The organism is Streptomyces sp. Ru72 (genome assembly GCF_002920635.1).
Classification (GTDB): domain Bacteria; phylum Actinomycetota; class Actinomycetes; order Streptomycetales; family Streptomycetaceae; genus Streptomyces.
On the sequence record NZ_PQSR01000102.1, the window covers coordinates 16024 to 29863 of the forward strand.

General features: G+C 70.2%; 16 protein-coding genes and 1 pseudogene. 14 read left to right on the forward strand and 3 right to left on the reverse strand.

Annotated features, from left to right (window positions below; all coding sequences use genetic code 11):
- Nucleotides 1–81: 81 nt before the first annotated feature.
- Nucleotides 82–873, reverse strand: a complete 792-nt coding sequence (locus tag C3488_RS32245; protein ID WP_103844426.1) for an aminoglycoside N(3)-acetyltransferase — start codon at nucleotides 871–873, stop codon at nucleotides 82–84.
- Nucleotides 874–1034: 161 nt separating this feature from the next.
- Between C3488_RS32245 and C3488_RS32250 the strand changes: the two genes are divergently transcribed.
- From C3488_RS32250 to C3488_RS32285, 8 genes are all read left to right on the forward strand, one after another.
- Complete coding sequence (locus C3488_RS32250) at nucleotides 1035–1820, forward strand: metalloregulator ArsR/SmtB family transcription factor (RefSeq protein ID WP_103844427.1); 786 nt, start codon at nucleotides 1035–1037, stop codon at nucleotides 1818–1820.
- A complete protein-coding gene (gene sufB, locus C3488_RS32255; protein ID WP_103844428.1) occupies nucleotides 1817–3238 on the forward strand; it encodes a Fe-S cluster assembly protein SufB in 1422 nt (473 codons plus the stop codon). Before C3488_RS32250 ends, sufB begins: the two co-directional genes overlap by 4 nt.
- A 62-nt stretch (nucleotides 3239–3300) precedes the next feature.
- The gene (gene sufD, locus C3488_RS32260) at nucleotides 3301–4485 is read left to right on the forward strand and encodes a Fe-S cluster assembly protein SufD (RefSeq protein ID WP_103844429.1); all 1185 of its coding nucleotides are present in this window, start codon (nucleotides 3301–3303) and stop codon (nucleotides 4483–4485) included.
- Entirely contained in the window at nucleotides 4482–4802 is a 321-nt protein-coding gene (locus C3488_RS32265) for a non-heme iron oxygenase ferredoxin subunit (RefSeq protein ID WP_103844430.1), read from the forward strand. Before sufD ends, C3488_RS32265 begins: the two co-directional genes overlap by 4 nt.
- A gap of 7 nt (nucleotides 4803–4809) precedes the next feature.
- Nucleotides 4810–5574 (forward strand): Fe-S cluster assembly ATPase SufC, encoded by a 765-nt coding sequence (gene sufC, locus C3488_RS32270; protein WP_103844431.1) that lies wholly within the window; start codon nucleotides 4810–4812, stop codon nucleotides 5572–5574.
- Nucleotides 5571–6827 (forward strand): cysteine desulfurase, encoded by a 1257-nt coding sequence (locus C3488_RS32275; RefSeq protein WP_103844432.1) that lies wholly within the window; start codon nucleotides 5571–5573, stop codon nucleotides 6825–6827. Before sufC ends, C3488_RS32275 begins: the two co-directional genes overlap by 4 nt.
- A gap of 18 nt (nucleotides 6828–6845) precedes the next feature.
- A complete protein-coding gene (gene sufU, locus C3488_RS32280) occupies nucleotides 6846–7313 on the forward strand; it encodes a Fe-S cluster assembly sulfur transfer protein SufU (RefSeq protein WP_103844433.1) in 468 nt (155 codons plus the stop codon).
- Nucleotides 7310–7645 carry a metal-sulfur cluster assembly factor gene (locus C3488_RS32285; RefSeq protein ID WP_103844434.1) on the forward strand — a complete coding sequence of 112 codons (336 nt, stop codon included), beginning with the start codon at nucleotides 7310–7312 and terminating at the stop codon, nucleotides 7643–7645. The genes sufU and C3488_RS32285 overlap by 4 nt, the downstream gene beginning before the upstream one ends.
- A gap of 88 nt (nucleotides 7646–7733) precedes the next feature.
- Here the strand turns inward: C3488_RS32285 and C3488_RS32290 are convergent, their stop codons facing one another.
- On the reverse strand, nucleotides 7734–8588 hold the full coding sequence (locus C3488_RS32290; RefSeq protein WP_103844435.1) for an AbfB domain-containing protein: 855 nt from the start codon (nucleotides 8586–8588) through the stop codon (nucleotides 7734–7736).
- Between the two features lie 283 nt (nucleotides 8589–8871).
- On the opposite strand from C3488_RS32290, the gene C3488_RS32295 reads away from it, so the two are divergent.
- The 3 genes from C3488_RS32295 (at nucleotide 8872) to dapD (ending at nucleotide 10812) form a co-directional block, all read left to right on the forward strand.
- A complete protein-coding gene (locus C3488_RS32295) occupies nucleotides 8872–9192 on the forward strand; it encodes a multidrug efflux SMR transporter (protein ID WP_103844436.1) in 321 nt (106 codons plus the stop codon).
- A complete protein-coding gene (locus C3488_RS32300) occupies nucleotides 9192–9728 on the forward strand; it encodes a TetR/AcrR family transcriptional regulator (RefSeq protein ID WP_103844437.1) in 537 nt (178 codons plus the stop codon). Before C3488_RS32295 ends, C3488_RS32300 begins: the two co-directional genes overlap by 1 nt.
- Before the next feature lie 94 nt (nucleotides 9729–9822).
- Complete coding sequence (dapD, locus tag C3488_RS32305; protein ID WP_103844438.1) at nucleotides 9823–10812, forward strand: 2,3,4,5-tetrahydropyridine-2,6-dicarboxylate N-succinyltransferase; 990 nt, start codon at nucleotides 9823–9825, stop codon at nucleotides 10810–10812.
- A gap of 159 nt (nucleotides 10813–10971) precedes the next feature.
- Here the strand turns inward: dapD and dapA are convergent, their stop codons facing one another.
- The gene (dapA, locus tag C3488_RS32310; RefSeq protein ID WP_181139283.1) at nucleotides 10972–11874 is read right to left on the reverse strand and encodes a 4-hydroxy-tetrahydrodipicolinate synthase; all 903 of its coding nucleotides are present in this window, start codon (nucleotides 11872–11874) and stop codon (nucleotides 10972–10974) included.
- A gap of 284 nt (nucleotides 11875–12158) precedes the next feature.
- On the opposite strand from dapA, the gene C3488_RS40875 reads away from it, so the two are divergent.
- The 3 genes and pseudogenes from C3488_RS40875 to C3488_RS32320 all read left to right on the forward strand — a co-directional run bounded on the left by C3488_RS40875 (nucleotide 12159) and on the right by C3488_RS32320 (nucleotide 13777).
- Nucleotides 12159–12311, forward strand: a complete 153-nt coding sequence (locus C3488_RS40875) for a hypothetical protein (protein ID WP_181139284.1) — start codon at nucleotides 12159–12161, stop codon at nucleotides 12309–12311.
- Entirely contained in the window at nucleotides 12308–12970 is a 663-nt protein-coding gene (locus C3488_RS32315; protein ID WP_103844440.1) for a hypothetical protein, read from the forward strand. The genes C3488_RS40875 and C3488_RS32315 overlap by 4 nt, the downstream gene beginning before the upstream one ends.
- Before the next feature lie 103 nt (nucleotides 12971–13073).
- Nucleotides 13074–13777: pseudogene (locus tag C3488_RS32320) on the forward strand (antibiotic biosynthesis monooxygenase).
- Nucleotides 13778–13840: the final 63 nt, after the last annotated feature.

Consider the following 13840-nt stretch of genomic DNA (forward strand, 5'->3'; position numbering starts at 1 on the left):
TCCAGAGTCTAGGTAGGCGTGTCGAGCACCGGACGAGGGGGGCCGGAAACCGATTGCACCGGGTACGACCGCGTCCGGAAACTACTCGTCACGCGGCCTGTGCAGTGCCAGCCACCGCTCCGCATAGGCCACCGCGTCCGCGACCGGGAACAGCCGTGCGTCGGCCGCGCCCACCTTTCCGCGCGTGACGGGCCGGTCCCGCTCGAAGTCGTGCCCCAGCTCGTCGAAGCGCTCGGAAGTGATCGACACCTCGGTCACCACCTCCCATCCGTTCGGTCCGGGCCGCCCCACCCGGACGAGCGGCGAGGGTATGCGGTACTCGGCCAGATGGAAACAGGTGCAGGCGTCGTATCCGGCCCCCAGCAGCAGCACTCGGGCGCCCAGGGCCTCCAGCCGGGCCAGCGGGCTGTGCTCGCCCAGGCGGCAGTCGGGCGAGTGCCCCTCGACGATCCCCGAGGCGTGCGGGCCGACCGCGGCGAAGGACGTCTGGGGGTGGGCGCTGCGCAGGGCACCGGGCCAGGTGCGTACCGTCTCCGGGATCACGCCGACCCCGCGCGTGGGCGTGGTCCTGGGGTCGTAGGCGGGCATGGTGGCCCGGATGGTCTCCCACCATTCCTCCGGTACCGGCGGATTTCCCCACAGCGCGGGGTCGGACAGATCGCCGGACTGCGTCGGCACCACCAGCGTGCCGTCCGGGCCGAGGGTGTCGAGCAGTGCCTGGACGACCGTGACGGCACCTCCGTTGACCCAGCCGAGCGAACTGAGCGAAGAGTGCACGAGGAGGATCTCGCCGGGCGTGACGCCGAGCGCACGCAGTCGTGCGCGAAGAGCGTCCCTGGTGACAAGAGGGCCGGTCGGGAGGGGTGCGGGCATGGCCCCGGAGTCTTGTCCACACCGCCGGTGACCGCCACCGGTTTGATCGATCGCCCAGCGTTTCCGCAGGTCGGCTTAGGTATGCCTAAGTGACGTACCGCACCGGCCGGCCGCCCGGACGGCGCTTGTCAGCTTCTGCGGAATTACGCAACAATGGCGTTGTGAAAAACGTCGGCGAGGCTCGGGAGACCCCGGTGGGGGCCCCTCAGGAGGAGCTCGCGGCTGGGATGCGCTCGGACCGCTCGACGCGCAACCGGGTCGCGCGGTCCATCCTGGACCACGGCCCGTCGACCGTCGCCGAGCTGGCCGGGCGGCTGGGACTCACCCAGGCGGCCGTACGCCGTCATCTGGACGCGCTCGTCGTCGACGACGTTGTGGAGGCCCGCGAGCAGCGTGTGTACGGCACGCGCACGCGCGGGCGGCCCGCCAAGGTCTTCGCGCTCACGGACTGCGGGCGCGACGCCTTCGACCAGTCGTACGACAAGCTCGCGGCGGACGCCCTGCGCTGGATCGCCGAGCACGAGGGCGGTGAGGCGGCCGTCGCCGCGTTCGCCCGCGCCCGGATCGCCGCGCAGGCAGGCGCCTACCGCGAGGCGATCGAGGCCGTTTCCCCGGAACAGCGCACCGAAGCGCTGGCCAAGGCCCTGAGTGCGGACGGGTACGCTGCTACGGCGCGCAGCGCACCGGTCGGCGAGCAGCTGTGCCAGCACCACTGCCCGGTCGCCCATGTGGCGGAGCAGTTCCCGCAGCTGTGCGAGGCCGAGACGGAGGTCTTCTCCCAGCTGCTCGGCACACACGTCCAGCGACTGGCCACGATCGCGCACGGCGACGGCGTCTGCACGACGTTCATCCCGAAGGCGGCGCACCAGACGCCCCGCAGGGCTTCGAAGATTTCCGAGACCACCCACAACGCATCTGCAAGCACGGCCGGGAGGAACCCCGCATGACTCTCCCCACGGAGACTGCCCACCCTGAGCTCGAGGGCCTGGGCAAGTACGAATACGGCTGGGCCGACTCCGACGTGGCCGGTGCCTCTGCCAGGCGCGGCCTCAACGAGGAGGTCGTCCGCGACATCTCCGGCAAGAAGTCGGAGCCGGAGTGGATGACCAAGCTGCGCCTGAAGGGCCTGAAGCTCTTCGAGAAGAAGCCCATGCCGAACTGGGGCTCGGACCTGTCCGGCATCGACTTCGACAACATCAAGTACTTCGTGCGCTCCACGGAGAAGCAGGCGGAGTCCTGGGAGGACCTCCCCGAGGACATCAAGAACACGTACGACAAGCTCGGCATCCCGGAGGCGGAGAAGCAGCGCCTCGTGGCCGGTGTCGCGGCCCAGTACGAGTCGGAGGTCGTCTACCACCAGATCCGCGAGGACCTGGAGGAGCAGGGCGTCATCTTCCTCGACACCGACACCGCGCTGAAGGAGCACCCGGAGCTCTTCAAGGAGTACTTCGGCACGGTCATCCCGGCCGGTGACAACAAGTTCGCCGCGCTGAACACCGCCGTGTGGTCCGGCGGCTCCTTCATCTACGTGCCGAAGGGCGTGCACGTGGAGATCCCGCTCCAGGCCTACTTCCGCATCAACACGGAGAACATGGGCCAGTTCGAGCGGACCCTGATCATCGTCGACGAGGGTGCCTACGTGCACTACGTCGAGGGTTGTACGGCCCCGATCTACAAGAGCGACTCGCTGCACAGCGCGGTCGTCGAGATCATCGTCAAGAAGAACGCCCGCTGCCGCTACACGACCATCCAGAACTGGTCGAACAACGTCTACAACCTGGTCACCAAGCGCGCCGTGGCCTACGAGGGCGCGACCATGGAGTGGGTCGACGGCAACATCGGCTCCAAGGTGACGATGAAGTACCCCGCCGTCTACCTGATGGGCGAGCACGCCAAGGGCGAGACCCTCTCCATCGCCTTCGCGGGCGAGGGCCAGCACCAGGACGCCGGCGCCAAGATGGTCCACATGGCGCCGAACACGTCGTCCAACATCGTGTCGAAGTCCGTCGCGCGCGGTGGCGGCCGTACGTCCTACCGTGGTCTGATCGAGATCGGCGAGGGCGCCGCCGGGTCGAAGTCGAACGTGCTCTGCGACGCGCTGCTCGTCGACACCATCTCCCGGTCGGACACGTACCCGTACGTGGACGTCCGTGAGGACGACGTCTCCATGGGTCACGAGGCCACCGTCTCCAAGGTCTCCGAGGACCAGCTCTTCTACCTGATGAGCCGCGGCCTGTCCGAGGACGAGGCGATGGCGATGATCGTGCGCGGCTTCGTCGAGCCGATCGCCAAGGAGCTGCCCATGGAGTACGCGCTGGAGCTCAACCGGCTGATCGAGCTGCAGATGGAGGGCGCGGTCGGCTGACGACCGCCGCCGGACAAGCAGCACGCAGATTTCTGACGCAGGAAGAGAGCACAACGACAGCCATGGCTGAGGCCCAGAACATTCCGGTGGGTTCCACCACCGCCGGCTCGATCGCGGTCGCCGCCGAGTCGACCGTCGCCACGCGCATGAGCGCGCCGCCGTCCTTCGACGTGGCGGACTTCCCGGTGCCGCACGGTCGCGAGGAGGAGTGGCGGTTCACCCCCCTGGAGCGGCTGCGCGGGCTGCACGACGGCACCGCCGTCGCGAACGGCGACGGCGTGAAGGTCGACGTCCAGGCCCCCGAGGGCGTCACCGTCGAGACCGTCGGCCGCGACGACGCGCGGCTCGGCAGGGCGGGCACCCCGGTGGACCGCGTCGCCGCCCAGGCGTACTCGGCGTTCGAGAAGGCCGGCGTGGTCACCGTCCCGAAGGAGACCGTCCTCACCGAGCCGATCCGCATCGCGGTGCACGGCCAGGGCGGGACCGCCTTCGGCCACCAGGTGATCGAACTGGGCGCCTTCGCCGAGGCCGTCGTCGTCATCGACCACACCGGTGACGCGGTGCTCGCCGCCAACGTCGACTACATCCTGGGTGACGGCGCCAAGCTGACCGTCGTCTCCGTCCAGGACTGGGACGACAAGGCCGTGCACGTGGCCCAGCACAACGCGCTGGTCGGCCGGGACGCGAGCTTCAAGTCCGTGGTCGTGACCTTCGGCGGCGACGTGGTCCGTCTGCACCCGCGGGTGACCTACGCCGGCACCGGCGGGGAGGCCGAGCTGTTCGGCCTGTACTTCACCGACCGGGGTCAGCACCAGGAGCACCGGCTCTTCGTCGACCACAACACCCCGCACTGCAAGTCGAACGTCGTCTACAAGGGCGCGCTCCAGGGCGACGACGCGCACGCCGTGTGGATCGGTGACGTGCTCATCGAGGCCAAGGCCGAGGGCACGGACACGTACGAGATGAACCGCAACCTCGTCCTGACGGACGGCGCCCGTGTCGACTCGGTCCCCAACCTGGAGATCGAGACCGGCGAGATCGTCGGCGCCGGCCACGCCAGCGCCACCGGCCGCTTCGACGACGAGCAGCTGTTCTACCTGATGGCCCGCGGTATCCCGGAGCACGAGGCACGCCGTCTGGTGGTCCGCGGCTTCTTCGCCGAGCTGGTCCAGCAGATCGGTGTCGCGGACATCGAGGAGCGGCTGATCGCCAAGATCGAAGAGGAGCTGGAGGCGTCCGTCGCATGAGCGCCTTCGTACGTGTCTGCGGTCTGAGCGAGCTGGAGGAGGACACCCCGAAGCGGGTGGAACTCGACGGCACGCCCATCTCCGTCGTGCGCACCGAGGGCGAGGTGTTCGCGATCAACGACATCTGCTCGCACGCGAACGTCTCCCTGTCCGAGGGCGAGGTCGACGACTGCCACATCGAGTGCTGGCTGCACGGCTCGCGCTTCGACCTCCGCTCCGGCAAGCCGGACGCCCTTCCCGCGACGCGCCCCGTCCCCGTATACCCCGTAAAGATCGAAGGGGACGACGTGCTCGTCTCCCTCACCCAGGAGTCCTGAGGCACCCATGGCAACGCTTGAAATCCGAGACCTGCACGTCACCGTCGAGGCCGACAACGCCACGAAGGAGATCCTCAAGGGCGTCGACCTCACCGTGAAGCAGGGCGAGACGCACGCCATCATGGGCCCCAACGGCTCGGGCAAGTCGACCCTCGCCTACTCGCTCGCGGGTCACCCCAAGTACACCGTCACCGGCGGCACCGTGCTGCTCGACGGCGAGGACGTCCTGGAGATGTCCGTCGACGAGCGCGCCCGCGCCGGCGTGTTCCTGGCGATGCAGTACCCGGTCGAGGTCCCCGGCGTCTCGGTCTCCAACTTCCTGCGCACCTCGGCCACCGCGATCCGCGGTGAGGCCCCGAAGCTGCGCACCTGGGTGAAGGAGGTCAAGGAGGCCATGGAGCGCCTCAACATCGACCCGTCCTTCGCCGAGCGCAACGTGAACGAGGGCTTCTCCGGCGGTGAGAAGAAGCGCCACGAGATCCTCCAGCTCGAGCTGCTCAAGCCGAAGATCGCGATCCTCGACGAGACCGACTCGGGTCTGGACGTCGACGCGCTTCGCATCGTCTCCGAGGGCGTCAACCGCGTCCGCGAGACCGGCGAGGTCGGCACCCTGCTGATCACGCACTACACGCGCATCCTGCGCTACATCAAGCCCGACCACGTCCACGTGTTCGCCGGCGGCCGCATCGTCGAGTCCGGCGGCCCCGAGCTCGCGGACAAGCTGGAGAACGAGGGCTACGAGGCATACGTGAAGGGTGGCGCATCCGCGTGACACAGCTGCCGGGCCTCCTCGACACCGAGGCGATCCGTAAGGACTTCCCCGTCCTGGACCGACTGGTCCACGACGGCAGGAAGCTCGTGTACCTGGACAACGCGGCGACGTCGCAGAAGCCGCGCCAGGTGCTGGACGTCCTCAGCGAGTACTACGAGCGCTACAACGCCAACGTCCACCGCGGTGTGCATGTGCTCGCCGAGGAGGCCACGGCGCTGTACGAGGGCGCGCGTGACAAGGTCGCCGAGTTCATCAACGCGCCGAGCCGCGACGAGGTGATCTTCACCAAGAACGCCTCCGAGTCGCTGAACCTCGTGGCGAACATGCTCGGCTGGGCCGACGAGCCCTACCGGGTGGACTCCGAGACCGAGATCGTCATCACGGAGATGGAGCACCACTCCAACATCGTGCCGTGGCAGCTGCTGGCGCAGCGCACGGGCGCGAAGCTGAAGTGGTTCGGCCTCACCGAGGACGGCCGCCTCGACCTGTCCAACATCGACGAGATCATCACGGAGAAGACGAAGATCGTCTCCTTCGTGCTGGTGTCGAACATCCTGGGCACCGTGAACCCCGTCGAGGCGATAGTGCGCCGCGCCCAGGAGGTCGGCGCCCTGGTCTGCGTCGACGCCTCCCAGGCCGCGCCGCACATGCCGCTGGACGTGCAGGCCCTGCAGGCCGACTTCGTGGCCTTCACCGGCCACAAGATGTGCGGCCCGACCGGCATCGGCGTGCTGTGGGGACGCCAGGAGCTGCTCGAGGACCTGCCTCCGTTCCTGGGCGGCGGCGAGATGATCGAGACGGTGTCGATGCACTCCTCGACGTACGCTCCCGCCCCGCACAAGTTCGAGGCGGGCACCCCGCCGATCGCGCAGGCGGTCGGTCTGGGCGCGGCCATCGACTACCTGAACTCGATCGGCATGGACAAGATCCTCGCCCACGAGCACGCGCTCACCGAGTACGCGGTGAAGCGGCTGAGCGAGGTTCCCGATCTGAAGATCATCGGCCCGACCACGGCCGAGGACCGGGGCGCGGCGATCTCCTTCACGCTCGGCGACATCCACCCGCACGACGTGGGCCAGGTCCTCGACGAGCAGGGCATCGCGGTCCGAGTCGGGCACCACTGCGCCCGCCCCGTGTGCCTCAGGTACGGAATTCCTGCGACCACGCGAGCGTCGTTCTATCTGTACTCCACGCCGGCCGAGATCGACGCTCTGGTCGAGGGCCTGGAGCACGTACGGAACTTCTTCGGCTGAAGGGCGTGAGCTGAAACCGTGAAGCTGGACTCCATGTACCAGGAAGTCATCCTGGACCACTACAAGAACCCGCACGGGCGTGGTCTTCGGGATGGCGACGCCGAGGTGCACCACGTGAACCCGACGTGCGGCGACGAGATCACCCTTCGCGTGAAGTACGACGGCACGACGATCAAGGACGTCTCGTACGAGGGCCAGGGCTGCTCCATCAGCCAGGCATCGGCCTCCGTACTGAACGAGCTCCTCGTCGGCAAGGAGCTGGCGGAGGCGCAGAAGATCCAGGAGACCTTCCTGGAGCTGATGCAGTCCAAGGGCCGGATCGAGCCCGACGACGCGATGGAGGACGTCCTGGAGGACGCGGTCGCGTTCGCCGGGGTGTCCAAGTACCCGGCGCGGGTGAAGTGCGCCCTCCTGAGCTGGATGGCGTGGAAGGACGCGACGGCCCAGGCGCTGGGCGGAGCCGAGGCCGAAAGGAAGACGGCATGAGCGACACCGTGGAGATGAAGCCGGTCTCGGAGGAGGAGCTCCGCGAGGCCCTGATGGACGTCGTCGACCCCGAGCTGGGCATCGACGTCGTCAACCTGGGTCTGATCTACGGCATCCACATCGACGAGGCGGCGAACATCGCCACCGTCGACATGACACTGACCTCGGCGGCCTGCCCGCTGACGGACGTGATCGAGGACCAGGCCAAGTCCGCCACGGACGGCCTCGTCAACGAGCTGCGCATCAACTGGGTCTGGATGCCGCCGTGGGGCCCCGACAAGATCACGGACGACGGCCGCGAGCAGCTGCGCGCGCTCGGGTTCAACGTCTGAGATCCACGAGGCACGAGGCGAGAGCCACGAGCCGGGAGAAACGGCGAGGTCCGATGGGGCCTCGCCGTTTCGCGTGCCCGGACCGATGTCAGGCGAGCCCGCCCACCAGACGGAACGCCGAGTCGGCCCGGTACAGGTCGCCGGCCTGGTACGGATCCAGCTTGAGCTGGAAGTTCTGGTGGCGCAGGAAGCGGCCCGGGTAGTTGACCGACTCCAGCATGATCGCTCCGGAGTACGACGACGGGCGGGGGCAGAAGGTGGCGTCCTGCCGGAACAGGGAGGAGCCGTCGTCGGGCTCGTCGCGCAGGAGGAAGTTCCGGTGGCGCAGATAGGTGCCGTCGGCCGTGGCGAAGGAGTAACAGGAGGCGTCCGCGAGGCCTTTGACGACCTTGAAGGTGGCGTCGCGGCGGGCCGGGGCGGAGCCGATCGGGTCGAGCTTCACATAGTCGCCGCTGATGTGCCAGTAGCGGTCGGGGTAGTTGACCGAGCGGACCGAGCTCCAGGTGGCGGACGGTGTGGACTTCGGGGGCTTGGGGGCGGACGGCTTGGAAGCGTGAGAGGCGGGCTCTGCCCCGGCCGTGTGCTCGGCGGGCTCGGGAGAGGGCGAGTCGGCCTTGGTGGCCGGGGACGCCTTGCCGGAGGTCAGGCCGCTCTTCCCGCTGGGCGCCGCCACGGGGGAGGGAGGCAGCGAGAAGTCGGGCACGTCCGGGTCGCCCAGCGCGACGGCGGCGTCCTGTGCGCGCTTCGGTGACGGGGAGTCACTTGTCCTGCCCAGCACGGAGATCGCTATCGCGCTGGTGGAGAAGACGGCCACGGCGAGCAGCCCTGCCGCCCAGAGTCTGCGGGATCCCGGTGTCCGGGCCTCGCCCGGGACATTGCCGGTCTCCCACACCGGGGAAGGGGCGGGTCGGTCCGGAGCGGGTGGGGGGTTGGTGTCTGGCATGCGCGTGTTCCCTCGGCGTCGCCGTACGGCGGACGCGGAATCGTCAGAAAGCGGGTCGTGGCACAACGGGGGAAAGCGGGGAAGACGGGGGCCGGCCCGGGTCACGGGCACGCGGAACGGCGGCGGCCGTGAAAGCCGGGTGATAGACCGGTGAAACTGTAGTGGACATGACGGGTTCTCAGCACCCGTTTGAGAGCGGTTTCTCGACGGCGTGCCCCTGCTTCCCCTCTCGTGCGCGCCGCCATGTGTACGGGCGTACATATCGATGTGTACACTCGTCCACATGGGATACGCGTTCCTCTCCGGGGCCATCGCCGCCGAAGTCGCGGCCACGACCGCCATGAAGTACAGCGACGGGTTCAGCAGGCTCGTGCCCTCGCTGGTGACCCTCCTCGGCTATGTCGTCTCCTTCCTGCTGCTCGCGCAGACCCTGAAGACCCTGTCGGTCGGCACCGCTTACGCGATCTGGTCCGGCGCCGGCACCGCCACCGTGGCGATGATCGGCCTGGTGTTGTTCGGGGAGGGGTTGGGCCTCGCGAAGATCGCCGGGATCGCGCTGATCGTCGGCGGGGTGGTGGTCCTGAACCTGGGAGGTGCGCACTGATGCCCCGCCGCTACGATCCCGAGCGGCGCCGGCGGATCATCGACGCGGCGATCCGGGTGGTGGGACAGAAGGGCATCGCCGGACTGAGCCACCGCTCGGTCGCCGCCGAGGCCGACGTGCCGCTCGGCTCCACGACGTACCACTTCAAAACCCTGGACGAACTGATGGTCGCCGCGCTGCGGCAGGCGAACGAGGGGTTCGCCAGGACGCTCGCCGAGAGCGGCCTGCTGGAGAACAGCGCGGGTGACCTCGCGGCGGACCTCGCCCGGCTGCTGGGTCAGTGGCTGGACGGCGACCGTGCGGGCGTCGAGCTGGAGTACGAGCTGTATCTCGCGGCCCTGCGCCGTCCGGCGCTACGGCCCGTCGCGGCCGAGTGGACGGAGCAGACCGCCGAGTGGCTGACGCGGCGTACGGATCGGGCCACGGCGCGGGCACTGCTCGCCCTGCTGGACGGGATCTGTCTGCAGGTACTGCTGACGGGGGCGCCGTACGACGAGGAGTACGCGCGGGAGGCCCTGGCCCGGGTCATCCCCTGATCCGTGCCCGGCTCCGGCGACGTGGACGACCGGCACCTGAGACGCCCCCCGCACCGGTTCGCCCCTGCGCGCCCGGCCACGTTAGGTTTCCCCTATGACCGACACGACTGCTCCCCGTACCACCGGTGCCGTGGCCGCCGGCCTCGCCACCGTCGCCGCCGACGGCACCGTTCTCGACACCTGGTTCCCCGCGCCCGTCCTGGCCGACGAGCCCGGCCCGTCCGGCACCGAGCGGCTGTCCGCCGAGAAGGCCGTGGAGCTGCTCGGCGAAGGCGCCGCCAAGGCGATCGGCCCGGACGCCCGCCGGGGCGTCGAGGTGGTCGCGGTGCGCACGGTCATCGCCTCGCTCGACGAGAAGCCGATCGACACGCACGACGTCTATCTGCGCCTCCACCTGCTCTCCCACCGCCTGGTCAAGCCGCACGGCCAGAACCTGGAGGGCATCTTCGGCCTCCTCGCCAACGTCGCCTGGACCTCGCTCGGCCCGGTCGCCGTCGACGACGTGGAGAAGGTGCGCCTGAACGCCCGCGCCGAGGGCCTGCACCTGCAGGTGACCTCCATCGACAAGTTCCCGCGCATGACGGACTACGTCGCCCCCAAGGGGGTCCGCATCGCCGACGCCGACCGGGTCCGTCTCGGCGCGCACCTCGCCGAGGGCACGACCGTCATGCACGAGGGCTTCGTGAACTTCAACGCCGGCACGCTCGGCACCTCCATGGTCGAGGGCCGCATCTCCGCGGGCGTCGTGGTCGGCGACGGCTCGGACATCGGCGGCGGCGCGTCCACCATGGGCACGCTGTCCGGCGGCGGCAACGTGATCATCTCCATCGGCGAGCGCTGCCTGATCGGCGCGGAGGCGGGCGTCGGCATCGCCCTCGGTGACGAGTGCGTCGTCGAGGCCGGCCTGTACGTCACCGCCGGCACCCGGGTCACCCTGCCCGACGGCCAGATCGTCAAGGCCCGCGAGCTCAACGGCGCCTCCAACATCCTCTTCCGCCGCAACTCCGTCACCGGCAAGGTCGAGGCCCGCCCGAACAACGCGGTCTGGGGCGGCCTGAACGAGATCCTGCACAGCCACAACTGATCGGCCAGGGACCGGGCGCCCGCGCCGTCGCGCAGGTGCCCGGTCACTCCGGGCGGTGGGGCCCCGCGAACACACGGCCGCGCTGCTGAAGAAGGCGGTCCCGCTCAGCGGCGGCGACCGGCACGCCGCGAGGGGCTGCTGCGCAACGCGCTGCGGTGATCACGCCGTCACCAGCCGCTCGTACGCCGCCAGCAGCCCGTCGACCGTCTCACGGCCCGCGGGCCGCAGCGGTGCGCGGACCGGGCCCGCCGGCAGACCGAGCGCCCCGAGCAGGCCCTTGGCGGTGACCGTGCCGGGAAGGCCGGCGGACATCATCACGTCGATGAGCGGGGTGGCCTGTCGCTGCAGCCGGGCCGCCCGAGCCGTGTCCCCCGCGTCGAACGCGTCCAGAACCGACCGGAGCCGGCGCGGGACGGCGTTCGCGACCGTGCTGACGTAACCGGCTGCGCCCACCGCGTACAGGGCGAGGTTGTGCTCGTCGCAGCCCGCGTAGTACGCCAACCCGGTCCGCCCCAGCACCTTCTGGGTGCCGAGGAAGTCGTACGTGCAGTCCTTGACCGCCACGATCCGCGGATGCTCCGCGAGCCGGATCATCGTCTCCGGTTCGATGCGGGTGCCGGTGCGGCCCGGGATGTCGTAGAGCATGATCGGCAGACCGGAGGCGTCGGCGACCTCGCGGAAGTGGGCCTCGACCGCGTCCTGCGGGGGCCGGCTGTAGTACGGCGTGACCACCAACAGCCCGTCCGCGCCCGCCTTCTCGGCCGCCAGTGCCAGCTCCACGGTGTGCCGGGTGTCCGAGGTGCCGACGCCCGCGACGATGGACGCCCGCCCGCCGACCGCCTCCCGGACCGCCCGCACCAGGGCGGCCTTCTCCGCGTCGGTGGTGGTCGGGGACTCGCCCGTGGTGCCCGACAGCACCAGGCCGTCACAGCCCTCGCTCACGAGCAGGTGCGCGAGCCGCTGCGCGCCGTCGAGGTCGAGCGCGCCGGCCTCGGTGAACGGCGTGATCATGGCGCACAGCGCGCGGCCGAAGGGGCGAGGGATGAGGGATGTGGTCGTCATGGGAGTAGTCTCGGCAGCGGGACTGTGAAGCTCCACTTAATTCTTCTACAGGGTATCGATTAGCGATGCTTGGGCAATGCGGGACACCCGGCTGATCGAGCCCTCGTAGCCCCAGGTCAGGGAGCGGTGGCGGAGGCCCTCGGGGTCTGGCCAGTCCAGGGCGGGGGTGCGGTGCGGGGCTCGCGGAGTGCGCGGTGCGGGACCGTCGGCCACCAGGCACTGGTGCCAAATCGGTCCGCTTGGGTCACCATGGCCGGGACGGTAACCAACAGCCGGGAGGCGTCATGAAGCTGGGCAAGGCACTCGCCACCGGGGTCGCCGAGGAGCGCCCGCAGGTGCACGAGGAACAGGCCGACCTCCGGGTCGCCGACGTCGCCGACATCGCGGCGCCCGTCGAGGAGGCGCCCGCCCCCGAAGAGGTCCCGGTCGCGCGATGAGACTGCGGCTCCCCGAGGAACGACCGGCGGAGCCGCCGACCGGATACAAGATCGCCCACCCGGTGCTGTCCCCGGACGGCACCCGGGCCGGGTTCACCGGTGTGTCGCTGGGCGGCGCGCTGCCCTACGCGGTCCTCGACGAAGCTCGGTGCGTCTACGGCCTGCGGCACCGCGCGCCGCACCGCCGCTGCGACTGCGGCTTCCACTGCGTCCACGACCGTGGTGAGGCGGAGGCGCTGCTGTGCACCGGGGAGCACCGGGCGGCCGTGCTGCTCGAGGTCGCGGTCCTCGGCGCGTACATCCGCTTCGAACGCGGCTTCCGGTACGCGCGCCAGCGGGTGCGGGCGATGACGGTCGGCGCCTGCGCGTGCGGGGCGCCGGCCGCGGCGCTGGCCGACGCCGGCTGGGGGCGGCCGGGCTGGCGCGTCCTCCAGGCGTCGTGTGCCGGGTGCGTGCGCGGCCGGACGTCCCTGTCGCTCACGGCGTTCGCCGGGCTCGCGGGGCAGGGCCTGCGGGTACGGGCCGCGTCGGGCGCCGAGGCCCCGCCGGCCGATCTCGGCGTGTCCGAACTGGTCGCCGAGGCGGCCCTGCTCCAGGCCCGGCTCGACTGGTTCCAAAGCCGGCTGGCGCGCCTGGAGAACGGCGGACCCGAGCGGTGACCCGGGCCTTCGACCGGGTCTGAGTGATCGCGCTCGACCTCGAGCCCGGTCGAGGTCGGAACGTGGTCGGTGCACGCGGCACCCTCGACCACGGAGGCCTTTCATGCCCCGTCGCACCACCGCGCACCCCGACCTGACGGATTCCAGCGCGCAGGCGCCCTTCTTCAGTGCCTGAGGGTGGGCACGCCCTCGCGGCAGCGGCAGACGGTCGAGGCCGTCGCCGAGACCTGGGAGCGCCGGCCGTGGCCCGCCGACGGGCTGCTGGGGTACTACGTGTACACCGGACACGACAGCTTCACCCTGCTGCCCCACTCGCGCTGGGTGGACGAGCAGGCCGACGCGGCGTACGTCGCGACGCGGCGGCAGGAGCGCGTCGACGAGGTGGACACCGCCGTACCGGGGTATCGAACGGCTGTGGCTGGGCCGGTACCGGTACTACCGCAGTCACGGTCCGGCCGACCGGGCGGGGCGGGTGCCCGGCTGCATCGTGATCGTGGATGTGGAGTTCGACGGCCCCGACCCGAGCGGCAGCGCGCGTGGGTCGACGCCGTCGTCGAGGCGCTGGAGGGCGAGCCGAACCCGCATCCCGGCGGCATCTGCGCCCATTTCCACCTGGGCACGGACGGCACGCGGGTCCTGAACTACGCCGAGTGGGAGAGCGCCCAGGCCCACCTGGAGGCGCTCGCCGCGCCCGGCGACGGCATCGGTTCGGGCACGGCGCGGTGGGAGCGCGTGCAGACGTGGCCGGGGCTCAAGAGCAGCACCGTCGGCCGCTATGACCACGGGCTCGGACTCCTGCCGGACTGACACCTGGGCGGCCCGCTCCCACCCCTGCCGGCACCTCTCACCGAAAAGTTCCCCGGTCTGGAC

Excerpts from the sequence above, each read along its gene's own strand:
- dapD (WP_103844438.1), top strand. The coding sequence starts at position 9,823 with ATGACCGACACGACTGCTCCCCGTACCACCGGTGCCGTGGCCGCCGGC.
- C3488_RS32290 (WP_103844435.1), bottom strand. The coding sequence starts at position 8,588 with ATGCCAGACACCAACCCCCCACCCGCTCCGGACCGACCCGCCCCTTCC.
- sufB (WP_103844428.1), top strand. The coding sequence starts at position 1,817 with ATGACTCTCCCCACGGAGACTGCCCACCCTGAGCTCGAGGGCCTGGGC.
- C3488_RS32285 (WP_103844434.1), top strand. The coding sequence starts at position 7,310 with ATGAGCGACACCGTGGAGATGAAGCCGGTCTCGGAGGAGGAGCTCCGC.
- C3488_RS32300 (WP_103844437.1), top strand. The coding sequence starts at position 9,192 with ATGCCCCGCCGCTACGATCCCGAGCGGCGCCGGCGGATCATCGACGCG.
- C3488_RS32245 (WP_103844426.1), bottom strand. The coding sequence starts at position 873 with ATGCCCGCACCCCTCCCGACCGGCCCTCTTGTCACCAGGGACGCTCTT.
- C3488_RS40875 (WP_181139284.1), top strand. The coding sequence starts at position 12,159 with ATGAAGCTGGGCAAGGCACTCGCCACCGGGGTCGCCGAGGAGCGCCCG.
- dapA (WP_181139283.1), bottom strand. The coding sequence starts at position 11,874 with ATGACGACCACATCCCTCATCCCTCGCCCCTTCGGCCGCGCGCTGTGC.
- C3488_RS32315 (WP_103844440.1), top strand. The coding sequence starts at position 12,308 with ATGAGACTGCGGCTCCCCGAGGAACGACCGGCGGAGCCGCCGACCGGA.
- C3488_RS32265 (WP_103844430.1), top strand. The coding sequence starts at position 4,482 with ATGAGCGCCTTCGTACGTGTCTGCGGTCTGAGCGAGCTGGAGGAGGAC.
- C3488_RS32295 (WP_103844436.1), top strand. The coding sequence starts at position 8,872 with ATGGGATACGCGTTCCTCTCCGGGGCCATCGCCGCCGAAGTCGCGGCC.
- sufC (WP_103844431.1), top strand. The coding sequence starts at position 4,810 with ATGGCAACGCTTGAAATCCGAGACCTGCACGTCACCGTCGAGGCCGAC.
- sufD (WP_103844429.1), top strand. The coding sequence starts at position 3,301 with ATGGCTGAGGCCCAGAACATTCCGGTGGGTTCCACCACCGCCGGCTCG.